General features: G+C 44.6%; 19 protein-coding genes. 3 read left to right on the top strand and 16 right to left on the bottom strand.

Going from position 1 to position 24,529, the window contains the following annotated elements:
• Positions 1–13 precede the first annotated feature (13 nt).
• Together BM283_RS01460 and purL are read right to left on the bottom strand one after the other, a co-directional pair.
• Complete coding sequence (locus tag BM283_RS01460) at positions 14–1,264, bottom strand: ChaN family lipoprotein (protein WP_090688237.1); 1,251 nt, start codon at positions 1,262–1,264, stop codon at positions 14–16.
• Between the two features lie 94 nt (positions 1,265–1,358).
• Positions 1,359–5,345, bottom strand: coding sequence for a phosphoribosylformylglycinamidine synthase (gene purL / locus BM283_RS01455; RefSeq protein WP_090688234.1), 3,987 nt, complete (start codon positions 5,343–5,345; stop codon positions 1,359–1,361).
• A 63-nt stretch (positions 5,346–5,408) separates the two neighbouring features.
• On the opposite strand from purL, the gene BM283_RS01450 reads away from it, so the two are divergent.
• The gene (locus BM283_RS01450; RefSeq protein ID WP_090688232.1) at positions 5,409–6,956 is read left to right on the top strand and encodes an NAD(P)H-hydrate dehydratase; all 1,548 of its coding nucleotides are present in this window, start codon (positions 5,409–5,411) and stop codon (positions 6,954–6,956) included.
• 59 nt (positions 6,957–7,015) lie between these two features.
• On the opposite strand, the gene cysS is transcribed toward BM283_RS01450, so the two are convergent.
• The gene (gene cysS / locus BM283_RS01445) at positions 7,016–8,392 is read right to left on the bottom strand and encodes a cysteine--tRNA ligase (RefSeq protein WP_090688229.1); all 1,377 of its coding nucleotides are present in this window, start codon (positions 8,390–8,392) and stop codon (positions 7,016–7,018) included.
• Between the two features lie 230 nt (positions 8,393–8,622).
• Here cysS and BM283_RS01440 point away from each other — a divergent pair, with 230 nt between their 5' ends.
• The gene (locus tag BM283_RS01440; RefSeq protein ID WP_368086395.1) at positions 8,623–9,168 is read left to right on the top strand and encodes a peptidylprolyl isomerase; all 546 of its coding nucleotides are present in this window, start codon (positions 8,623–8,625) and stop codon (positions 9,166–9,168) included.
• A gap of 17 nt (positions 9,169–9,185) precedes the next feature.
• Positions 9,186–9,677: a peptidylprolyl isomerase gene (locus BM283_RS01435; protein ID WP_090688224.1), complete on the top strand. Its 492-nt coding sequence runs from the start codon at positions 9,186–9,188 to the stop codon at positions 9,675–9,677.
• A 7-nt stretch (positions 9,678–9,684) separates the two neighbouring features.
• Here BM283_RS01435 and BM283_RS01430 read toward each other — a convergent pair whose 3' ends face one another.
• The 13 genes from BM283_RS01430 to leuB form a co-directional block, all read right to left on the bottom strand.
• Complete coding sequence (locus BM283_RS01430; protein WP_090688221.1) at positions 9,685–10,866, bottom strand: O-succinylhomoserine sulfhydrylase; 1,182 nt, start codon at positions 10,864–10,866, stop codon at positions 9,685–9,687.
• 82 nt (positions 10,867–10,948) lie between these two features.
• The gene (purF, locus tag BM283_RS01425) at positions 10,949–12,472 is read right to left on the bottom strand and encodes an amidophosphoribosyltransferase (RefSeq protein WP_090688217.1); all 1,524 of its coding nucleotides are present in this window, start codon (positions 12,470–12,472) and stop codon (positions 10,949–10,951) included.
• Between the two features lie 135 nt (positions 12,473–12,607).
• Positions 12,608–13,102: a CvpA family protein gene (locus tag BM283_RS01420; RefSeq protein ID WP_046850949.1), complete on the bottom strand. Its 495-nt coding sequence runs from the start codon at positions 13,100–13,102 to the stop codon at positions 12,608–12,610.
• A gap of 36 nt (positions 13,103–13,138) precedes the next feature.
• Positions 13,139–13,843, bottom strand: a complete 705-nt coding sequence (locus BM283_RS01415) for an SPOR domain-containing protein (protein ID WP_090688215.1) — start codon at positions 13,841–13,843, stop codon at positions 13,139–13,141.
• A gap of 28 nt (positions 13,844–13,871) precedes the next feature.
• A complete protein-coding gene (folC, locus tag BM283_RS01410; protein WP_090688212.1) occupies positions 13,872–15,164 on the bottom strand; it encodes a bifunctional tetrahydrofolate synthase/dihydrofolate synthase in 1,293 nt (430 codons plus the stop codon).
• A 99-nt stretch (positions 15,165–15,263) separates the two neighbouring features.
• A complete protein-coding gene (gene accD, locus BM283_RS01405) occupies positions 15,264–16,160 on the bottom strand; it encodes an acetyl-CoA carboxylase, carboxyltransferase subunit beta (RefSeq protein WP_090688209.1) in 897 nt (298 codons plus the stop codon).
• Positions 16,157–16,999, bottom strand: a complete 843-nt coding sequence (trpA, locus tag BM283_RS01400) for a tryptophan synthase subunit alpha (protein WP_090688206.1) — start codon at positions 16,997–16,999, stop codon at positions 16,157–16,159. Before trpA ends, accD begins: the two co-directional genes overlap by 4 nt.
• A gap of 109 nt (positions 17,000–17,108) precedes the next feature.
• A complete protein-coding gene (gene trpB, locus BM283_RS01395; RefSeq protein ID WP_217646402.1) occupies positions 17,109–18,308 on the bottom strand; it encodes a tryptophan synthase subunit beta in 1,200 nt (399 codons plus the stop codon).
• Entirely contained in the window at positions 18,295–18,921 is a 627-nt protein-coding gene (locus BM283_RS01390) for a phosphoribosylanthranilate isomerase (RefSeq protein WP_090688203.1), read from the bottom strand. The genes trpB and BM283_RS01390 overlap by 14 nt, the downstream gene beginning before the upstream one ends.
• Positions 18,922–19,111: 190 nt before the next feature.
• Positions 19,112–19,927, bottom strand: coding sequence for a tRNA pseudouridine(38-40) synthase TruA (gene truA, locus BM283_RS01385; protein WP_090688200.1), 816 nt, complete (start codon positions 19,925–19,927; stop codon positions 19,112–19,114).
• A gap of 171 nt (positions 19,928–20,098) precedes the next feature.
• Positions 20,099–21,391, bottom strand: coding sequence for a type IV pilus assembly protein FimV (locus BM283_RS01380; RefSeq protein ID WP_175491991.1), 1,293 nt, complete (start codon positions 21,389–21,391; stop codon positions 20,099–20,101).
• A 754-nt stretch (positions 21,392–22,145) separates the two neighbouring features.
• A complete protein-coding gene (gene asd / locus BM283_RS01375; protein WP_090688194.1) occupies positions 22,146–23,258 on the bottom strand; it encodes an aspartate-semialdehyde dehydrogenase in 1,113 nt (370 codons plus the stop codon).
• A gap of 183 nt (positions 23,259–23,441) precedes the next feature.
• Positions 23,442–24,503, bottom strand: a complete 1,062-nt coding sequence (gene leuB / locus BM283_RS01370) for a 3-isopropylmalate dehydrogenase (protein WP_090688191.1) — start codon at positions 24,501–24,503, stop codon at positions 23,442–23,444.
• Positions 24,504–24,529: the final 26 nt, after the last annotated feature.

The raw sequence follows: 24,529 nt of genomic DNA, 5'->3' as shown, positions 1-24,529 counted from the left end.
CTTAATAATTTGTTTATTTTTCTAGTGCAGGAAACTTGGCAACAATCTCAATCTCGCCATTCCCGCGCTTGACTTTGAGTGGCAACCACGTACCTGGCGCCTGACGTTTGACCACAGCAATGAGGTCTCCCATTTCCATCACTGATAAGCCTGCGATCTCAGTGATGATATCGTTTTCCAGCATATTAGCTTTCTCGGCAATACTGCCTTTTTCAACCTCCAGCACACGCGCTCCGCCATCCTGTGAAGCCATCTCATAACGAATACCCAGTCGCTGGCGCAAAGGTGTAGTTTCCGCACTAGCCGGGCTAACGCCAAAAACGGCATCAGCATAATCTGCCACTAATTGTTGACATGGTTTGTTGGTATCCCATGGTAATAATGAAGTAATTTTTGTTATCCCCAGATCTTTCAATTGATGAGGAACACCGAAACCATGCATGATATGACCCGATCCCATAATAGCAACCACTAGCGGACTTTTCCCTTGACCCTGCGTGCTAAATACCCCATGAATTTCATGAGCCATTGCCCGGTCCCATAATTGCTGACCAATAACGAATCGTAAGAAATCAGGATCATAACGACTATTCCTTTCCTTTTTCTTATCTTTACGATCATGTGACTGATATATGGGTAACAAAAAATCAAGGTATCCGGAACTAGGAGGTGCTGGACGCGTTACGCCTTCACGTTCATTCTCGGGAATACTGTCAAAGCCTTTCTCAGCTACCTGCTTTCTGAGTTTGGTATCGATATTAAGTGCTCGCATCGGAATACGATTCATGCGTGCAAAATGAAATAATGGCAGATAAAGACTGGCATCTGTTCTCCATACCGTATCCCATTCTGAAGCTTTCAGGAAAGCAGCTTCAGATAGCTCACCCGCCACCCATTGATCGAGTACTCTCTGGACCCGACGTGGGAACATTTCGAAACCAATTACCATATCGGGACGAGCAGCATACAACGCTGCCAGCATTTGTAATTGCCAACGATGGTGCTCCCGATTAACATGGGTTTCACCTAGTAAAATGACCGATTGATTTGCTGCATGCTTAATAATATCGGATAAGTCAGTCTTACCCTTCCCCGGGATAACCCACTGCGCTACTGGCACACATTCCCGCGCAGAATCACTGCCAAGAGATTCAGGTTTATGAGCAGGAATGATTTGTGCTGGCAAATTTTCGGAATGTACTGCCCACACTAACAACATTATGCTTACTAATCCGCTTCGGATGCTAACTTTCCACTTAGTCATGTTATCGATTACTCTTAAAAGTATTGATGATCTAGAGAGTCACGTAGGTGTACCCCAGGAAGATGAAAGACCGCGCATGATGGGTTACACACACTCACCCTACCCATTTACGCGCATTTCTGAACATCCTCATCCAAGGAGAATCTTCTGCCCAGGTATCGACATGCCAGGAATGCTGAACGGTACGAAAAACCCGTTCAGGATGCGGCATCAGAATGGTAAATCGACCATCGGTCGAAGTCATCCCGGCTATTCCTTGCGGGGAACCATTAGGATTAAATGGATACCGCTCAGTTGCCGTACCGTAGTGATCAACAAAGCGTAATGGGACATAGGACAATGCTGATTCCAATTGCTGATTATTGCTGAAGGCTGCATAGCCTTCTCCATGTGCTACCTGGATCGGTAAACAACTCCCTACCATGCCATCAAAGAAAAGGGAGGGATTCTTTGGGATCTCAACCATAACAAAGCGTGCTTCAAATTGCTCAGATAGATTACGTTCGAAATGCGGCCAATGATCAGTACCTGGAATAATTTCATGCAGATTGCTCATCATCTGGCAGCCATTGCATACCCCCAGTGCAAAAGTATCACTGCGCTCAAAAAAAGATTCAAATTCATTGCGCACACGTGCATTAAACAAGATAGATTTCGCCCACCCCTCACCAGCCCCAAGCACATCACCATAAGAAAATCCGCCACAGGCGGCAAATCCTTTATAGTCGCTCAATGAAACGCGCCCTGTAATGATATCGCTCATATGCACATCAACAGCCTCAAACCCGGCACGATCAAAGGCGGCCGCCATTTCAACATGACCATTTACCCCTTGCTCACGCAGAACGGCCATCTTGGGTCGGATACCGGCCTGGATAAAAGGTGCTGCAATATCCTCTTCGATATTAAAAGTCAGTTCCGCGCTCAAACCAGGGTCAGAAGTATCAAGGATACGATCAAATTCTTGTTGTGCGCATACGGGATTGTCACGCAGTTTCTGCATCTGGTAAGTCGTTTCTGACCAGGCACGCTGCAAATTAACCCGTTTGTCTTGAAAAATGATTTTATTGTTAAGCAAGAAACGGATCTCATCCTGTTCATTCGGGTTGCCCAGCAAAAAGCTCTTATCATGTAAGCCAGCTTCTGACAGGATTTGTAGCACTGTTTCAACATGTTGTTTCTTTATCTGAATCACTGCCCCCAATTCTTCATTAAATAAAGCCGCCATCGCGCGTTCTAAAGATCGGCTAGGCAGCATCTCCGACTTAATTTCATAACCGGTATCTTTAGCCAATGAATCAAAGCACAACGGGTCCAGGTTGATCGTCATGCCCACATGACCAGCAAAAGCCATCTCGCACAAAGTTACAAACAATCCACCATCTGAACGGTCATGATAAGCTAGAATTTGATCGGCACAATTCAGTTTCTGTATGATCGAAAACAAACGTTTAAGTTTTTCTATTTCCGCGGTAGTCGATATATCTGGGACAATATTGCCCAATTGCCCATAAACTTGCGCCAATGCCGAACCACCCAAGCGGTTTCTCCTGCTTCCCAGATCAATTAGAATAAGCTCGGTTTCACCACAATCAGTACGTAATTGCGGGGTAAGCGTTTTGCGCACATCACGCACTCTTGCAAAAGCAGAAATAATCAATGAGAGAGGCGCAATCACCTCTTTTTGTTGACTGCCTTTATTTCCATTTGATTCCTGCCAGGCGGTTTTCATGGACATCGAATCTTTGCCAACCGGAATACTAATCCCCAGCTGAGGACATAACTCCATCGCCACAGCATGAACAGCGTCATAGAGTGCAGCATCCTCACCTGCGTGCCCGGCAGCTGCCATCCAGTTAGCAGAGAGTTTGATCTCGCTCAGATCGTTTATCGCAGCAGCAGCCATATTAGTGATGGCTTCTGCTACTGCCATCCGCGCAGAGGCCGCTGGATCAATCAATGCCAGAGGTGCGCGCTCACCAAGTGTAAATGCCTCGCCAAGATAAGTCTGATAACCCATGGTCGTTACCGCGACATCTGCTACCGGTATTTGCCAAGGTCCCACCATCTGATCACGCGCGGTCATTCCCCCCACACTCCGGTCACCGATAGTGATCAAAAACGTTTTATCTGCGACAGCAGGCAATCTTAGTACCCGATAAGCAGCTTCTTGCAGATCTATCCCAGCCAGATTAAATGGAGGCAACACGCTACTAATATGCGAGACGACACGCGTCATTTTAGGTGGTTTCCCTAATAATACCGACAGCGGCATATTTATCGGCAGAGTGCTAGATTTCTCATCAGTGACAATGAGTTGCTGCTGAATAATTGCTTCGCCTACTACCGCATAAGGGCACCGCTCTCGTTCACAAATTGCCTGGAACAAAGCCAGTGATTCACGCCTGATAGCGAGCACATAGCGCTCCTGCGCTTCGTTACACCAAATCTGCATCGGGGACATGCCGGATTCTTCCAAGGGAATCGCACGTAAGTTAAAATGCCCTCCGCAGCCAGCTCCATGAACAAGTTCGGGCAAAGCATTGGATAGACCGCCTGCGCCGACATCATGAATCGAGAGAATAGGATTAGGTTGCCCACTGCGCTCCAGCTGCCAGCACCGATCAATTACCTCCTGCGCACGGCGTTGCATTTCGGGGTTACCGCGTTGTACCGAATCAAAATCCAGGTCTTCCGTATTACTACCAGTATCCATACTGGAAGCAGCCCCTCCCCCCAGCCCAATCAGCATGCCCGGTCCGCCCAGTTGAATCAGTAAGGCATCTTTTGAGAAATCCTGCTTTGCGGTATGTCGTTCTGAAATCTGTCCAATGCCGCCAGCCAGCATGATAGGCTTGTGATAGCCCCGTATCTCACCGGCGACTTGCGCTTCGAATGTGCGAAAATAGCCTGCAAGATTAGGTCTGCCAAATTCATTATTAAACGCAGCACCACCAATAGGTCCAGTCAACATGATTTCCAGGGCTGAGGCAATACGTACAGGCTTGCCATAGCCATTTTGCCCCTGCCATGTTTCCCAAGGCTGAATAAAATCAGGAATACGCAGATTGGAAACAGAAAAACCGGTTAATCCAGCTTTGGGTTTGGCACCCCGCCCGGTTGCTCCCTCATCCCGAATTTCTCCTCCCACCCCTGTTGCGGCTCCTGGAAAAGGAGAAATTGCCGTCGGATGATTATGGGTTTCCACTTTCATGAGCAGATGAGTAGGCTCCAGAGCATAGCCATAAGCGTGGTTCTTTCCGGGACAGAAGCGATGGATGGTTGCCCCTTCGATAATAGCAGCATTATCAGCATAGGCCACAATGGTGCCTTGTGGGTACTGTTGATGGGTATGACGTATCATTGAAAACAGTGATTGTTTTTTTTGTTCGCCATCAATAATCCAGTCTGCATTAAAAATTTTATGCCGGCAATGTTCTGAGTTTGCCTGGGCAAACATCATTAACTCGACATCGGTAGGATTACGCCTGACATCAAGAAAATAATCCAGGAGATAATCAATCTCATCAGGAGATAAGGCTAACCCCATTGCTTGATTAGCCTTAACCAGAGCCGTCTTGTCTTCTTTTAAGATATTGATTTCTTTAAGCGGTGCCGGTTCGACATGATGAAACAAAGCCGCTGCTTCAGATAAAGAATGAAAAACCGCTTCAGTCATGCGATCATATAGAATTGCTTCGATTGCACGCCTGCTCTCTTTAGAAAACGCCGTTTCATGCTGGACATAAAATGCAATCCCCCGCTCTACTCTTTCAATCACATCGATTCCACAATGATGAACAATGTCCGTCGCCTTGGATGACCAGGGTGAAATGGTACCGGGGCGCGGTACAACTAACAAAAACTCACCTTGCGGTACAGGCGGTTGTCGCGCTGGATCAATGCCAAGTAACTTCTGCAGAATATTGAGTTCATTTTGCTTCAAATCGCGTTTTATTTTACAAAAATACCAGTACTCAGCGTCAATAACCGAAATTTCAGGTACGATGGATTTGATCAGATCAGATAATTTTTGTAATCGAAAGTGAGATAGCGCCTTATGGCCTTGAAATTGCAACATCAATCAAAATTATAATGAGTTAAATTAAGAATCATTATATTACACGAGAAGACACCCAATCAGATGAATAACCCGATTCCTCTCTATTCCACTGCTGACATTCGTGAAATCGAACAGCTTGCTGCCGCTCGACCTAATCCTCCGAATCTCATGGAAAAAGCTGGATTAGCGGCTGCTCATATCACCAAAAATAAACTGCTCAGTAACGATAAAGGCAACCTTCTGGTGCTAGCTGGACCGGGCAATAATGGAGGAGATGCCTTTGTGACGGCACGCTACTTGCGCGCATGGGGTTTTCAGGTCACTACCATTTTTACTGGTGACCCCTCTAAATTATCGCAAGATGCCAAACAGGCTTTACAAAACTGGCTGAACGCAGGAGGAGAATTACATAACGATATCCCTTCTTCCGGTTCATGGCATGTCATCATCGACGGATTATTCGGCATTGGCCTGAACCCTGCCAAATATCCATTAGATGAAAAATATCAGCGCCTGATCACAGCCGTTAACCATATGAATTTACCCGTACTTGCGCTCGATATTCCCAGTGGCCTCAGCGCCGATAACGGAATCGCACCGAGTACCGCCATCAAAGCAACGATTACGGCTACTTTCATTGGCCTGAAGCCAGGCCTTCTGACGTATGATGGCTGCGAATATGCCGGAGAAATCATTTTATGCGATCTGGATCTCGACGCAGCCTCTATGAAAAGCCCGCAATCATGGCTACTGGATCAAACCCTGATAAAAACTTTATTGCCTGCCCCCCGCCCAGCTAACAGTCATAAAGGCATCTTTGGCAGCGTGGGGATCATAGGAGGAGCATCAGGCATGGTCGGGGCGGCGCTATTAGCAGGCTCAGCCGCACTTAAATTAGGAGCCGGGCGAGTCTACCTTGGCCTGCTTGCCAATCAACCGCCAACTGTCGACCCAGCACAGCCAGAGCTCATGCTGCGTCCAGTGGACGAGCTATTCGAGCTTGATCATCTCACTTGTCTGATCGTGGGTCCTGGACTCGGAAAGGAAATCTCGGCCTGTCTTTGCCTGGAAAAAACTTTGCAGACTTCCTTACCCCTGGTTTTGGACGCAGACGCCCTCAATCTGATTGCACACCATTCTGAGCTCGCGAGCGCATTACGTACCCGCCATGCGCCATCCCTTCTCACGCCGCATGCTGCTGAAGCAGCACGGCTGCTCGGTATCGATATCGCCACTGTTCAGAACCATCGTATGCAAGCAGCAGAGGATCTAGCCAGGAATTTCCATTGTTCAGTTGTGCTGAAAGGAGCAGGAAGCATCTGTGCATTTCCAAACGGTCATTGTTATTTTAATGCCAGTGGCAACCCTGGTTTAAGCAGCGCGGGAACAGGTGATGTGCTTTCCGGCATGACCGGCGCGCTACTCGCTCAGGGGTTAACTTCAAAGAACGCATTACTACTGGCTGTTTATCTGCATGGTGCAGCAGCGGATGCCCTGCTTGAAACCCTGGCTGGTCCAATAGGAATGACCGCATCGGAAATTATTGATTCAGCCCGTCATCTTTTGAATCAGTGGATATATGACCCTCATGCTCGCTTCAGATATTCTCATGCGTATAGCATTTATTGATCATTTAATCTCCGTACCCACTGAAAAAAATAACATTTCATATTTTCACGTAAAAGATATTACTGACGACGCCAGGTTGTCCCCTGCACACTATCTTCCAGAATAATGCCTGCGGCTGCCAGTTGTTTACGGATATTGTCAGCTTGAACAAAATCTCGGTTCTTGCGCGCTTCTAAACGCTGCTGAATCATTTGTTCAATCGCTTGCTGAGAAAACAAATTTTTTTCTGCTGAATGTAAGTTTTGGAGATAAGCTTGCGGATTCTGTTGCAACAAACCTAAGGTGCCACCTAATGCTTTAAGCAAGGCTGCGAGCTGAGCATTACTCGTTCGATTGATCTCCCCGGCAAGATCAAACAGAATCGCGATAGCTTCGGCTGTATTGAAGTCGTCGTTCATCGCCGCCTTGAATCGTTCAGCATATGGCTCATCCCAGTTTATTTCGGTGGATGGCAAGTTATACTCTTTCAAAGCGATATAAAGCCGATCAAGCGCATTCCTGGCATCATTGAGATGCTCATCTGAATAATTAAGGGGGCTTCGATAATGCGCACGTAAAATGAAGAAACGTACAACTTCCGGTTGATAGCGCGCGAGCACTTCCCGTACTGTAAAAAAGTTACCCAATGATTTGGACATCTTTTCATTATCAACACGTACAAAGCCATTATGCATCCAATAGTTAACATAAGCATGATCGTGCGCACCTTCGCTTTGCGCTATTTCATTCTCATGATGCGGAAATTGTAGATCCTGGCCACCGCCATGAATATCAAAGTGTTCACCCAGGTAATGCTCACTCATCGCTGAACATTCAATATGCCAGCCCGGCCGTCCTTTCCCCCAGGGAGAGTCCCAGCAAGGTTCACCGGCTTTAGCCGCTTTCCATAGCACAAAATCCAATGGATCTTTTTTATTGAAATCGATGTCTACACGTTCACCCGCACGTAGATCTTCGAGTGATTTGCCAGAAAGTTTTCCATAATGCGGAAATTGATGAACTGAATAAAACACGTCGCCATTCGCTGCAACATACGCAAGTCCCTTCTGAATGAGGGTGAGTATCATGCCAATCATGTCCTCGATACATTGAGTAGCACGAGGTTCGTGCGTAGGCTGAGCAACGCCCAACCGTGCGGCATCTTCATACATGGCATCGATAAAACGTTGGGTCAAAGTATGGATAGTTTCATCATTTTCCTGCGCACGTTTTATGATTTTATCGTCAATATCAGTGATATTACGCACATAGGTTACCTTGAAACCCGTTACTTCTAGCCAGCGCACAACCGTATCAAAAACCACCAGAACACGAGCATGACCCAAATGACAGTAATCATATACTGTCATCCCGCACACATACATTCTGACTTCACCAGGTTTAATCGGGACAAATTTCTCTTTTTTACGAGTTAGGGTGTTATAAATTTTAAGCATCGCAATGAATGAATAAGCGAATGAATGATTGTGGGGGGAGCGATCTTCTTGGTAAAATCCGTTAATTATAGAATTTTATCCTTAATATAAAAGATAAAGCTCCATCTTACCTCATAGCAAAACCGGGGAATTGTAACACAAGGAAAGGATTACTTTTTGAACCGGCGTATGCACTCCACTCATTGAATAGGAATGACACCATGACCCGATTTCTCATTGTCATGTTACTGATGATCAGTACAACACTTTCTGCTGCTCCGCCAAAAATCAGAATAAATACCAATCTAGGCCCCATCATCGTGGAACTCTATCCTGAGAAAGCGCCTAAAACAGTCAAGAATTTTTTAAATTACGTCAATGAAGGTTTTTATAATGGCACGATATTTCATCGTGTTATCCCAAACTTTATGATCCAGGGAGGAGGATTCGATCAATCGCTCACCCAGAAGCCAACAAAACAACCTATTGAGAACGAGGCTGCTAACGGATTAAAAAATGAAATCGGCACCATAGCTATGGCAAGAACCAACCAACCGCACTCAGCAACTGCCCAATTCTTTATCAATGTTGCGAATAATTCATTTCTCAATCATACTGCCCCAACCATACAAGGATATGGTTACACAGTATTTGGCAAAGTGACTGAAGGTATGGAAGTCGTCAATAAAATAGCCACGACCCCGACAGGACCAAAGGGAATGTTTGCGAGCGATGTGCCGAAAAATACTATTGTTATCGAATCTATCAAACTTCTCGCAGATTCTCCTGATCATTAACTCACTTAGGAATAAACATGATAAAGCTACATACTAATTATGGAGTCATTGGAATAGAGCTTGACAGCGACAAAGCTCCCATTACCACGCAAAATTTCCTGAATTACGTTAATAATGGACACTATGACAATACATTATTTCATCGCGTCATAGATGGGTTTATGATCCAGGGTGGTGGCTACGAGCCGGGCATGAAACAAAAAAAGACCTTGGCTCCTATCAAGAATGAAGCTGCCAATGGTCTTAAAAATGATGCCTATACTATAGCCATGGCAAGGACATCCGATGTGGATTCAGCCACCTCTCAGTTTTTTATTAACGTTAACGATAATAATTTCCTTAATTATACTGCCCCTACCACTCAGGGTTTTGGCTATTGTGTCTTTGGTAAAGTAGTCGAAGGGAAGGATGTCGTTGATAAAATCAAGAAATTAAAAACAGGGAACAATGCAGGGCACCAGAATGTACCACTGGAAGACGTCATCATCACAAAAGCTGAAATCTGCTAACTTTGGATCAAGATAATAACCCCCGCGCCAAATCTGCTTTAATATCTTGCGGGGATTCGAGACCTACAGCCATACGCAATAACCCACCCGTAATTCCTGCTGCATCACGCGCTTCTTGGCTGATTCGGCCATGGGTAGTTGTAGCAGGATGGGTCAGTGTGCTCTTGGTATCACCCAGATTAGCCGTGATCGAAATTAATCTTGTATTATCTATGACGCGCCACGCAGCTTCTTTTCCACCTTCCACCTCAAAGGTGACAATGCCTCCCCCTCCAGCTGTTTGCTGACGCCTGGCCAGTTCATACTGTGGATGAGATGACAGTCCCGGATAAAAAACACGCGTTACGTTCTTTTGCTTTTCTAACCAGCGCGCAATTTCCATGGCATGCGCACAATGTGTATCCATTCTGATTTTGAGCGTCTCCAGCCCTTTCAGAATAACCCATGCATTAAATGCACTCAATGTGGGCCCGGCTGTACGTAGAAAACTAAAAATACCGCCATCCATCAGCAAATCGCGTTTACCCAACACCGCTCCACCGAGTACTCTGCCTTGGCCATCCAGATACTTCGTGGCAGAATGGATCACTAGATCAGCACCCAACTCCAAAGGTTTCTGTAATATAGGCGTACAAAAACAATTATCTACCACCAGCCATGCATTCGCTTGCTTGGCAACTGCTGACAATGCCGAGATATCGGAGATCTCAGTCAATGGATTAGAAGGCGTTTCCAGGAATAACAGCTTTGTATTCACCTTGACTGCCGAGCGCCATTCATCAATATCGGTAGCAGACACAAAAGTCGTTTGAATGTTGAAGCGATTGAGGATATTGGAAAACAGGCTAACCGTTGCGCCGAATAAACTACGCGAGGCAATAATATGATCTCCAGCTGACAGTAACCCCATCACACAGGCAAGTATGGCTGACATGCCGGAAGATGTCGCCACGCATGCTTCAGCTCCTTCCAATGCAGCAAGTCGCTCTTGCATGGCCGTGACGGTAGGATTGGTAAAACGCGAGTAAATATTTCCTGATTCTTCGCCTGAGAAACGTGCAGCTGCCTGAGCAGCACTTTCAAAAACAAAGCTGGAAGTAAGATACATTGCCTCAGAATGCTCATTGAATTGGCTGCGATGAATACCTGTATGGAGTGCTAACGTTTCTGGCTCTAAATCATCCAACATCCTAATTTTTCTCCAAATTTAATCTGTTTGCTTGTTATCCGGAAGCAATAATTAATGATCATGCTCAGTCAGTTTCTTTCTATTAATCCGTCAATATCAGTCCCAGATCAAGCTGAGTACTATATCTATTAGATCGAGATACTTTTAAACCAGCATTACGCTGCGATTCAATTCTGGCTAAATATTCTGGGGTAACATCCTTAGTTATATAATCCCCATCAAAGCAAGAACTCTCAAAGTTCTTCACGAGCGAATCTACCGATGATATCGCCTTTTTGAGAGACTCAAGATCCTGGTAGACAAGACCATCCGCCCCGATCTCGCGGCAAATCTCATCATTATCGCGGCCGGTTGCAATTAATTCTTGCCTGGTCGGCATATCAATCCCATAAACATTCGGGAAACGAACGGGAGGTGCTGCTGATGCAAAATAGACCTTATGCGCCCCTGCTTCTTGCGCCATTTGTACGATCTCTCGACTGGTCGTTCCTCTGACGATGGAATCATCTACCAACAATACATTCTTTCCACGAAACTCAATACTGATTGCATTGAGCTTCTGGCGGACTGACCTACGCCGATGTTGCTGACCCGGCATAATAAAAGTTCTACCGATATAACGATTTTTAACAAAGCCTTCACGAAAATCGATACCAAGACAATTAGCGAGTTGCAGGGCACTTGGGCGGCTTGAGTCCGGGATGGGAATCACGACATCGATATCAAGGTGCCGCATCGTTTTTTTTATTTTATCCCCAAGACTGCTCCCCATATTGAGCCGACTTTCGTATACGGAAATACCATCCATAATGGAATCCGGGCGTGCCAGATAAACATACTCAAATATACATGGATTAAGATCAGGGTTGACTGCGCACTGTTTACTATAGAAATTGCTTTTATCATCAATAAAAATGGCTTCTCCTGGTGCCACATCACGAATCAGTTTGAAGCCTAGCGTATCCAGGGCCACACTTTCGGATGCGACCATATACTCTATTCCATGATCTGTTTCTGTTTTACCAAAAACTAAAGGGCGAATGCCATAGGGGTCACGGAAAGCCAGTAAGCCAGAGCCAGCAATCATTGCGATTACTGCGTAGGCACCTTGACAACGGCGATGGACACCAGCAACTGCAGCAAAAATGGTAGCAGGATCTAACTGATAACTTGAAGCACATTCCTGTAATTCATGCGCTAACACGTTCAGTAACACTTCTGAATCAGAATGCGTATTGACATGGCGTCGATCAGATTGAAATAATTGCTTATCAAGCTCTGCTGCATTAGTCAAATTACCATTATGCCCCAACACAATCCCGAAGGGTGAATTGACATAGAACGGCTGTGCCTCAGCTGCCGATTCTGCAGAGCCAGCGGTTGGATAGCGCACATGAGCAATCCCCATATTACCTGGTAGAGCACGCATGTTACGCGTGCGGAAAACATCTCTTACCATACCCAACCCTTTATGCATATGGAAAGTGTTTTCCTGCGCTGTCACAATACCAGCCGCATCCTGCCCACGGTGCTGTAACATTAACAAACCATCATAAAGTATCTGGTTGACTGGCGATTGAGTAACTATACCGAGAATTCCACACATAATTAACCTCGGAATAAGCTTGTTGAACTACAAAAAAAAGAAAATAAGCTCTTCATAATGAATCTGAAAGGCTCCCAATGGATGTATTTATCTGAGCAATAGGTTTATCTATTTCATCCCCGCAATCCGTATCGATCATTTATTAAAACTTATATACTCTTTGAGATTTTGTGGCAACCACTGAATTGCTTGTGTCGCTATCTTTTCCAGTGGCTCTCTCAGTAAAGCTTGTTGCCAGAAAGATTGTTGCGGCAAAGCGGTAAAACCTGCCGCTATTATTATAAATAAGACAATTAACACTCCGCGCGCAAAACCAAATACCGCACCCAGAATTCTATCGATCAGACCTAGGCCAACACTACTGACCAATTTGGATAACAGCAGTGAAATCACCATTACTACTATTAGAGCTGCAAAAAAGGTCATCACAAATACAATCAACATACGCAGAGAGCCATCTTCAATGGTCTGAGGTAAGAGTGGTTCAAAATTTGCCGCATAATGGCTTGCTATGAAAAAAGCTATGATCCAACCAAGTAATGACACTACTTCACGTACCACACCACGAGTAATACTAATAAGGACAGAAATGAAAACTATACCTAAAACTATATAATCAAAAATAGTCATTTACTATCACTTTAAGATAAGATGAATCAGTCCAAATTATCTACTGGTTACCACGCCACTCAACCCCATTTTCTTTAATTTTTCATATCCCTCTTCGGCTGCTTTTCGTGTTGGGAAAGGGCCGACACGTACACGAACCATTTCATTTCCACCTACTTTTATTGTTTCAATATAAGCGTCAACGCCGCTAGCCGCAAGATTCTGTTGTTGCTGCTTCGCCTTGGCTGGATCAGCAAATGCGCCCAGCTGTATTACAAATTTCCCCTCCACCTTAGGAGACTCTGTTTTTGCTGTTTGTACAGGTTCTGGTTTTGCAGCTTGAACCTTGGGAGATTCTGGTCTTGCAGCTTGAATTAAGGGTTTATTAGTTTGAGTTGCAGGTTTATTTAATCGAGGTTTGGAAGAAGGTATCGGAATACGTGAAGCACCATATCCTTCTGCCGATTCATTATCTGATTGTGGTAATTCTGGTACGCTGAATGGCAAGAGTTCTCCCGATCCCATACTTGCGTTGCTATCCTGATCGATGGATTCCCCAGGCGTCATCCACGGAAAGGATTCACTTACCACATCTTCTGACGGAATTAGAATATCAACTTCTTGCTGCTCTTGTTTCGGCTCACTGTCAAGAATCATAGGTAAAAATACCACAGATAGAATCACCAATGTGACCGCCCCTACTAAACGTCTGCGCGCACGTTTTCTTAGCAATGCTTCTTCTTCACTAACATTCTTGACCATCTGAAGTTACCTTTTGATCATTTATAACTTAGCTCTTCTGTAATGCCCCTAATACAGCACTCACTGTATAAAACGAGCCAAAGACACATATTCTATCATTCTCGGCCGCATGCTCACGAGCAAAAACATAAGCTGCTGACGCATTTGGAAAAACATGAATCTTATCTTTATCTGTTATTCCTACTTTTTTTAGCGCTTGAATGATTTCATCAGCAGAGGCACCACGGCAAGTATGTGTATTTGCTACCAGCCAAGTGTTTACGCACATTTTCAAAGCCAGCACAACGGAAGCGATATCCTTGTCTTTTAACATGCCAATAACGCCATAAGTATACTGATGAAAACCTAAAGCGCCAAGATTATCAGCAAGTACTCGTGCGGCTGCAGGATTATGCGCCACATCTAGAATTGTCATCGGTTTTCCTGGTAAAACCTGAAATCTACCTGGCAAAGTTATTTCTAACAGCCCTCGTCGAATGTCGTTTGCAGAAACTGGCAGTTTGTCTCTGAGCATATCCAATGCAGTCAAACAGACACTGGCATTTTTTAGCTGATAACTTCCACGTAAAGCTGGGTAAGGTAAGGAAGAATAGCTACCTCTTGGCCCCTTGAAATTCCATTGAATCGTATCGGCCTTATAATCAAAATCCTCACCCATGCAACTCAATTTTGCACCAATGGTAGTTATCTGTTTACGTACGCCTTCTGGAAGATGTGTCTCACCACAGATAGCAATTTTATCCTTTCTAAAGATCCCCGCCTTTTCAATTCCGATTTCTTCCCGTGTGCTGCCGAGATAATCCATATGATCTAAATCAATATTAGTCAATATGGCACAGTCCGCATCGAACACGTTGACAGCATCCAAACGCCCGCCTAATCCTACCTCCAGAATCGCGACATCCACTTTTAATTGAACAAACAGATACATTGCTGCCAGTGTCCCAAACTCAAAATAAGTCAGAGAAATGTTACAGCGAGATCTGGCGGCTTCTATGGCCTCAAAAGCGGAACAAAGCTCCTCATCTGAAACTGCTCTTTGCTTAATACGAATGCGCTCGTTATATTTCAGCAAATGTGGAGAGGTATAACATCCTACGCGATATCCAGCACAGCTCAGAATTGATTCGAGCATGGTACAGGTTGAACCTTTCCCATTCGTACCTCCGACCGCTATGAGCGGAAATGTCGGAATAAGGCCTGCAGTATCTTTTACTTGTTTCACTCGATCCAGCCCCATATCGATAGCTTTGGGGTGGAGATGTTCAAGATACAGCAGCCAATCAATTAACGAGGTAGGCTTTGCGGTTTTTTCCGCCATCGAGATATCTCAACAAACCAAAAATAGTTGCATAGCAGCAAGACGAAGCTATCAATTAATTAGATCAGATATTAATATAATGGCTTATCAAATTTCGCTCTAATCATGAGAAGCAGTTACAGCTAACTGCGAGATAGAAGCTGGTATGCGCATTAATAACGTGCACAAATTGACCAGTTTATCGCGCATCTCTCTACGATCGACAATAAGGTCTATTGCGCCATGCTCCAGTAAAAACTCGGCTCGCTGGAAACCATCAGGAAGCGTCTGGCGCACTGTTTGCTCAATCACGCGTGGCCCTGCAAAACCAATCAATGCCCCCGGTTCAGCAATAACAATATCCCCAATAAAAGCAAAACTTGCTGAAACACCGCCCATAGTTGGGTCAGTCAAAACTGAAATAAAAGGCAATCTCTCTTTATTGAGTTGTGTAAGCGCTGCTGATGTCTTTGCCATCTGCATCAGCGAAAACAATCCTTCCTGCATGCGTGCCCCCCCACTCGCTGCAAAACATACAAAAGGTAAATGTTGCTCGATACAAACTTGTACACCACGGACAAAGCGTTCACCAACGACCGAACCCATGGAGCCTCCCATAAAACCAAACTCGAAAGCGGCCACAACCACTGGCACAGCTCTGATGCTTCCTCGCATGACTACAAGCGCATCATCTTCATTTGTATTCTCATTAGCTTGAGTCAATCGATCAATATAACGTTTGCTATCTTTAAATTTGAGGGGATCCTGTGGCGCTATTTCTGCTCCAATTTCACTACGTTCCTCTGGGTCCAGCAGCATATCAATTCGTTTTCTAGCAGAAATACGATTGTGATAACTGCACTTAGGGCAAACATCTAAATTTTTAACCAGATCGGTGTAATACAATACTGCCTCACAAGAAGCGCACTTACTCCATAATCCTCCCGGTACCGCTTTCTTTTCACCATTTTCTTTACGCTTGATTTTGGGCGGGATAATACGTTGGAACCAGCTCATAGCTTGTCAGCATTCACAATTTGAGATGAATTTGCGCTGTTGACTTCGTCAAGCGCTGCACGTAAGGATTTTACTAAATTATTGACATTATCCAACAAAGCAGAACGAGTGGAATTTTCAATTTCTTCGATAATACGACTCCCTACCACCACTGCATCGGCTAGCTCAGAAACTGCCCTTGCTGCCGCGCTATCCCGTATCCCAAATCCAACTCCAATCGGAATAGAGATGAGTGAGCGCACCTCTGCCAGTTTATTACCTACATCGACTAAATTAAGATGCGATGCTCCTGTGACGCCTTTTAGTGACACATAATAAACATAGCCTTTTGCCAATTTTGCTACTTTCTCCATCCGTCTTTTAGGTGTCGTCGGTGACAATAAAAAAATCGGATCGATCTTTTGATCTTGGAGTTGTTGCACCCATTCTTCACATTCTTCAGGCGGATAATCAACAATTAAGACACCATCTACGCCAGCTTCCTTGGCTGTTATCGCAAAATTGCCATGTCCCATCGCCTCGACTGGATTAGCATAACCCATTAATACTACGGGCGTAACTGAATCCGTTTTTCTAAATTCGGCTACCATGGTCAATACATCTGCTAAACCAATGTGATAGTGCAGCGCCCTTTCAGAGGAACGCTGAATGGTCGGACCATCTGCCATCGGATCAGAAAAGGGTACCCCTAACTCAATAATATCAGCCCCTGCTTGCACCAGCGCATGCATCAACATAACCGTCATTTCCGGTTCTGGATCACCCGCAGTAATAAATGGAATCAGTGCTTTTTTATTTTGCGCTTTGAGGATAGAAAAAGTTGATGTGATACGGTTCATCTTTAAATAAATATAAGTCAGTCAATGCAAAGCGAACATTGCTTTTGGATTCAGGCATAATGATTATTGCGCATCTCGGCTCTCTTCACTAAGCTAAGGAAGATTTTATTCAAAATACTATCCCGGACTGTTGCGCAACAGTAACCATATCTTTATCACCCCGTCCTGATAGATTAACCAATAGCAATTGATCTTTTCCAAGGGTAGGCGCAAGTTTAGCCGCATAAGCTAAGGCATGGCTTGATTCAAGCGCCGGGATAATTCCTTCAAATCGGCATAAAGCATGAAATGCTGATAGCGCCTCATCATCCGTTACGGCTACATATTCAGCTCGACCACAGTCTTTGAGCCATGAATGTTCAGGACCTACACCAGGATAATCCAATCCAGCAGAAATAGAGTGAGTTTCAATGATCTGACCATTGTCATCCTGGATCAAGTAAGTACGATTGCCATGCAAGACACCTGGCCTACCGGTTACCAAGGTGGCAGCGTGCTGGTGGGTATTAATTCCCTTACCTGCAGCTTCTATACCTATCATGCGCACATTGTTATCCTCTATATAAGGATAAAACAAGCCAATAGCATTGGATCCGCCTCCTACACAGGCAATTAATGCATCGGGTTGGCGCCCATATTCCTCTTCCATTTGCACTCTGGCTTCTCGCCCAATGACAGCTTGAAAATCTCGCACCATCATTGGATAGGGATGGGGACCAGCAACCGTACCTATGATGTAATAAGTATTTTCAACATTGGTCACCCAATCTCGCATCGCTTCATTTAACGCGTCTTTAAGCGTACGGGAACCAGACTCAACCGGAATGACTGTCGCACCCAGCAACTTCATTCGATAAACATTCGTTGCCTGACGTTTCACATCCTCCGAGCCCATGTAAACGATGCATTCCATGCCATAACGTGCCGCCACTGTCGCACTTGCCACCCCGTGTTGACCCGCACCTGTTTCAGCAATCACTCGAGTTTTGCCCATGCGTTTTGCTAGCAATGCTTGTCCGACGGTATTGTTTATCTTATGGGCACCGGTATGATTCAGATCTTCCCGCTTAAGCAGGATCTGGGCGCCACCAAGATGAGCTGACCAACGCTTGGCATGATAAATCGGGCTAGGTCGTCCGACGTAATGCTTAAGTTCATGAGTGAATTCTGTCTGGAAATCGGCCTCATCGCGAAAATGCTGATACTGAACAAGCAATTCATCCAGTGCCGCAATAAGTGTTTCTGCTACAAATATACCACCATACGGACCAAAATGTCCGTGTTTATCAGGAAGATCATAAATCTTCACAATTCTTGACTCCTTGCATAAAAGCAGAAATTTTATTCACATCCTTAATGCCTTTTGCGGCTTCTACCCCACTGGATACATCGACGGCCCATGGTCGAACTTGCCTAATCGCATTCACCACATTATCAGAATTAAGGCCGCCTGAAAGCACGAGTGGCAGAGGAAAATCTGTTGGAATCAAACTCCAGTCAAACACTTGACCAGTTCCACCTGGCATTCCTGCCGTATAAGCATCTAATAATAATCCTTTGGCATTCTGGTAAAGCTCTGCGTATTGTAACAAATTCATCTCTCTCCTGACACGCAAAGCTTTAATATAAGGCAATTTAAATTGATTACAGAACTCAGGCGTCTCTTCCCCATGGAACTGGAGCAAATTCAGTCCAGCTGCGATAGAAGTTTCCTCTACCCATTCTGGAGACGGATCAACATACACACCGACTACATTCACGAAAGGCGGCAAACGCACTACAATCTCACGTGCGTGGGCAGACGAAATAAAGCGTGTACTCTGGCGCCAGAAAACGAATCCAATCGCATCTGCGCCGTGCTGTACCGCTACGAGTGCATCTTCAACACGTGTTATACCACAAATCTTTACCCGGACCGGCACAAAACACTCACTCCCTCAATAATATATAAATAATCTATTTCTTATTCCATTTCCAAATTAAACATGACGTGCAGGCGAACCGCAGACAGCATCAATAATACGGTAAAAGAAATCGATAAAATCAGATTTAATTTAAAAATGGTATGACCTATCCAAGTAATTTAATCATGCTTGGTATCTCAAGCAAATTCTATACTTTTATCAGAGACCTATTTGCATTGAGCATCATAGTGGCAAGTGGTGATTGATTGAAAGAAGGCAAATTCCATTTGGCATCGTAGCTAATCCCCGCCAAGTATAACCCATAAGGAGAAAATGTAGGGGCAGCAAGGGTTCGATCACGATTTTGTAGTAATAACTGCATCCATCCAGGAGGATATTTACCATGACCAATATATATCAAGCTACCTACAATATTACGCACCATATGATGTAAAAACCCATTAGCACGAAGTTCGAAGATAAAAAAATGGTCATTTTGCGTAATCTCCAGCATGGTTAAGTTTCGTACCGGATCTTTCGCTTGACATTCGGCAGTACGAAAAGCACTAAAATCATGCTCACCCAATAACATGGCTGCCGCCTGTTGCATTTTCTCAAGCTCTAGCGGCTTATGAAACCACCCTACTTTCCTTTGAGATACCCCAGGCCGAATGGGATGGTTCAGCAAATAATAAAGATAACGCCGTTCGATAGCACAATAACGTGCATGAAATGTTTCATCCATCTCTGCTGCCCACAATACAGCGATATCATCAGGTAATAATGCATTAACCCCTCGTACCCATGCACTCATAGGTCTCTGAACGGGTGTTTCAAAATGAACCACTTGATACAGTGCATGAACGCCCGCGTCTGTTCTACCCGCCGCAACGACCCCGACTCGACAATTTGCAATTCTGGAGATTGCCGTCTCCAGCTCCCTCTGAATTGAGATACAAGCAGGCTGGCTTTGCCACCCATGATACCGCTCCCCGCTATATTCCAGAATTAAGGCTACTCTCACAAGAATACAACAATTATACTAATCTAACGACACCACTGAGTTGGAAGATCTTAGATTCACTGAATAAGAAGTGCCCTTCTTAACTGTTGGATTAATTTCAAGATTCATAGCCATCTCATGGCTGGATACAGTCTGCTTTTTTGTACCAAACATTTCTGCCTCATTCACATTTTAAGGGCGGTCTATTAAAGTAAGCGTAGAGTTATTACCATTATTTTCCAAATCAAATTTAGTTTCAGAATCCTGTTTAGCAGATATCTCTTCTGATGGATCAAGTTCCATTTTGCCACGATCATGATTTGAAGCATCACCCCGATCAATGACAAAGCCTTCGCTTAAGTCTTTGCCAGAGAAGATCCCAGAAGCAGGTTCAGACAAATGGCCTTTCAATTCTTCTGATGTTAGAAATTTAGGATCTTGAGAAAATTCAGAAGTCATTTCTCCTTTTCTGGCGGCCTGCATCTCATCCAATACCATTGTCTTCGTTGACGCTGATTTTGCCATGGGCGACGCTTTCACGTTACTTTTTGTAGTTTCTTCGGGATAGTCAAAAACATCATCGTCCATGTTATGACTTCTTTCCCTACTTCGGCGAAGCATGGATATACTCAGCCAAGTCGTGAGCAAAACTATAAGCGCTCCGCCTGCTAGCTCCAAATCATCTGAAACAAAGCCCACAATTTGATCCAATAAGGTAGCCTCTATTGATTCAGAAGAATGAGGAGCTAAAACTTGGTTAACAGTTTGCTCGGCAGATGGCGTAGACATCACCGTTTTAGAGGGCTCTAAGCGATTTATATCATGTATTGGCGCGATATCTCTTGAATCATTCGGTGTTGTTTCGGCTGTGGCTGGTTCAGCCAGTGTCGGTGTTAACGCTGTCGCTGCCTGGGTTTGAGCATCTGTCATGCCTGTGCCTTTAATCTCGAGCAAACGTTGCAATCTTTCAATATTCTGTTCCAATAAAGCAACTCGTTCATTGACCTCTTTCAAAGCACGATCTTTGGCAATGGCATCTTCTTCTATCATTCGTAAATAATCTTGCCCAGCGCTATTTTTTTCCCCATTAAGGCTTTCAAGTTGTCCACCTTTTGAAAGTATCAAAATTTCTTCAGGCGGTATCTTTTTGACGACAGGGTGTTCTTCTGGAACAGTCGCAGATATCCTTGTTGCTGCGGATGGTGTTACTTCTTCCTTTGGCTTTGATGAGAAACCCATCGCTGCACCAGCCAGCTTTTGGCGGTGAACATGCCAGTTTGCAGCTTGAGTTCCAATCTTACGCGTTGCTTCTACCTGGCTAACAGGTGAAATTTCATTTTGATCAGGAATACGCAGAATTGCCCCGACTTTCAGCAAATTCATATCTTTCCCAAAAAAAGCATTCTGATTTGCCTGATAAAGTGCAATCAGCATTTGATTAAGATCAACCCCTTCAGGGGTAACTTTCTTAGCAATTCTGGTCAAGGTTTCTCCTCGCGCAACAGGGCCATAAGTCACCCTTCCCTGCTTATTTGAGGTCGATGAGGTTGCTCGGTCAGTTATTGGCTTCTGCCCAGTCTTAATTTGTGGCTGAATCACTTCAGCAGGTGTTAAGGCAGTTTTGGACAAATCAGGCGTATGCTGGATTATTTGATTAACTGGTGTGGCTATTTGCGTGTCGGCGGGATCAAGCAAAACAGTATACTCACGCAATAAACGCCCTGATAATCCGTTAAGCTCTATCAGTAGACTCACGAATGGTTCATCGACTAGTTGTGGTGAAGCAATCTGAATATAAGGTTGGCCATTGACGCGTTTCTCTATGGAAACACTCAAGGAGGAATGATAAGGTGCATAAGTCACACCTGCCTGACGAAAAACTTCAGGCGAGGCCAAACGCGCAGCTAAAGATGGGATCTCATCTTTTGTTACAGAAACGAGTTCTATCTCCGCTTTAAATGGCTGCCCTAGAAATGAACCGTGAGTTAATTTCCCCAAACCAGCCGTATAAGCTAACCATGGAAATATCAATAACAGTATTAACCAACATGCCTTAAAATGAATATTATTCAAAGAGATACCCTTTCATTTCTTGGAACAGGATACATGCTGCCACAACTTCACTTATAAAAAATAAGGCCCATAGGGTGACCTTTTGCCTCATAGGCCAACTCAACCACTTCAAATGATCAGAGCTGATTAAAGAACCAATATACTTAATTTATTGAAAGATAATTATTTAGTTCTGGATTAGTATCCGCAACATTCTACGTAACGGTTCTGCTGCTCCCCACAGCAATTGATCGCCTACAGTGAAGGCGGAAAGATACTCTTCACCCATATTAAGTTTACGCAACCGTCCAACATGAACATCCAGCTTACCGGTAACAGCAACTGGCGTGAGCTCCTTTGTTGTCCTTTCTCGCTCATTAGGAATGACTCGCACCCAATCGTTTGACTGAGCAATGACATCCTCGATTTCATCCAATGGAATGTTTTGCTTAAGTTTGATTGTCAATGCCTGACTATGACAGCGCATTGAGCCAATACGGACACAAATACCATCAACAGGCACAGGTTTATCAGTATGGCCCAGGATTTTATTCGTTTCAGCCTGACCTTTCCATTCTTCACGACTCTGCCCATGAGCCACTTCCTTGTCAATCCAGGGAATCAAGCTCCCTGCCAAAGGCACACCAAAATTCTCAACAGGAAATTCTTTGTCACGCAGTTTTTCGGCAACTTCACGATCGATATCCAAAATACTTGAAGCTGGATCATTTAACAGATCCTCAGCCACACGGTGGGTTTCGCCCATTTGCAGAAGTAATTCCCGCATGTTTTGAGCGCCTGCCCCCGAAGCTGCTTGATAAGTCATCGCGCTCATCCAATCGACCATATTTTTTTCAAACAATCCACCCACTGCCATCAGCATCAAGCTAACAGTACAGTTACCCCCGATATAATTCTTTATGCCCTCATGCAGGGCTTGCTTGATAACTGGCATATTGACAGGATCCAGAATGATTACAGCATCCTCTTTCATTCTAAGAGTGGATGCTGCATCGATCCAATAACCTTTCCAACCTGATTCACGTAACTTACCAATAACTTCATTGGTATAATCGCCTCCTTGGCAGGAAACGATGATATCCATCTTCTTGAGTTCTGCCACATCCCTGGCATCCTTAAGGGAGGGGATATCTTTCCCGATATCCGGCCCCTTTCCTCCTTTCTGAGAAGTCGTGAAAAATACCGGCTCTACCAATGAAAAATCATCTTCTTCACGCATGCGCTGCATGAGAACAGAACCTACCATACCCCGCCAGCCTACAAAGCCCACTTGTTTCATTAGTTTTTTATAACCTTTACGCTGAATAATCTTGCAATCTTAGAGAGAATTCTTGATCATTAATTCTTGATTATTAATTAGTAATCAATGAGACAAATACAATCTATAAACCTAAACCCCAATTAAAAAAGTAGACAAGCTTGAGATCGCTGTCATTGACTGATCCGTCTGCGTCCAACTTGTTCATAAATTTGCTAACACGGCATCACCCATCTCTCTCGTCCCCACTTTTTTCATACCAGGCTCATAAATATCACCAGTACGAAAGCCTTGCGCCAAGACCTTTCTAACGGCATGTTCAATACGCATGGCACTCTCTTCCTGAGCAAAGGAATAACGTAGCATCATGGCTATTGATAATATTGTTGCTAAAGGGTTAGCCAGGTCTTTTCCTGCGATGTCCGGTGCGGATCCATGAATCGGTTCATATAACCCCTTATTTTGATCATCGAGCGAGGCAGAAGGGAGCATACCTATTGACCCGGTCAGCATAGAAGCTTCATCAGATAAAATATCGCCAAACATATTGCCTGTGACGATCACATCAAATTGCTTGGGATCACGCACCAACTGCATTGCTGCATTATCTACCAGCATATGAGAAAGTTTTACATCCGGGTATTCCTTAGCCGTTTCAGTCACGACATCACGCCATAATTGAGTACACTCCAGCACATTCATTTTATCCACGGAACATAACCTACCCTTTCGTTTGCGTGCTGCTTGAAAAGCGACATGAGCAATCCGATTTATTTCCGCTTCGGTATAAATCATAGTATTAAAACCCACGCGCTGACCTTCTCGTCGCTCAATACCTCGTGGCTGACCGAAATAAATATCTCCGGTCAATTCACGTACAATCAGGATATCCAGACCGGAGATAATTTCTGGTTTCAAGCTCGAGGCACTCGCTAGTTCAGGGTATAAAATAGCAGGCCGCAGATTAGCAAATAGATTAAGCTCTTTACGAATAGCAAGCAGCCCTTGTTCGGGGCGCTTCTCGCGAGGCAGACCATCATATTTTGGGCCCCCAACCGCTCCCAGCAGCACAGCATCCGCCTCTTTAACGAGCTTCCGGGTTATCTCCGGGAAAGGCTCATCAGCAGCATCTACTGCGCACCCACCCAGTAAACCAGGCTCCAGCTCAAGTTTTAATCCATCACTTCTCAGCGCCAATAAAATTCTTTCAGCCTGCCCAGTAATTTCTGGACCAATCCCATCCCCTGCTAATACTGCAATTTTCATATTATTCTTTCCTAACACGGAAAATT

This window comes from Nitrosomonas sp. Nm34 (genome assembly GCF_900113925.1).
Taxonomy (GTDB): domain Bacteria; phylum Pseudomonadota; class Gammaproteobacteria; order Burkholderiales; family Nitrosomonadaceae; genus Nitrosomonas.
Note: the sequence above shows the minus strand (reverse complement) of the source record. Positions and strands in the feature narration are given on the sequence as shown.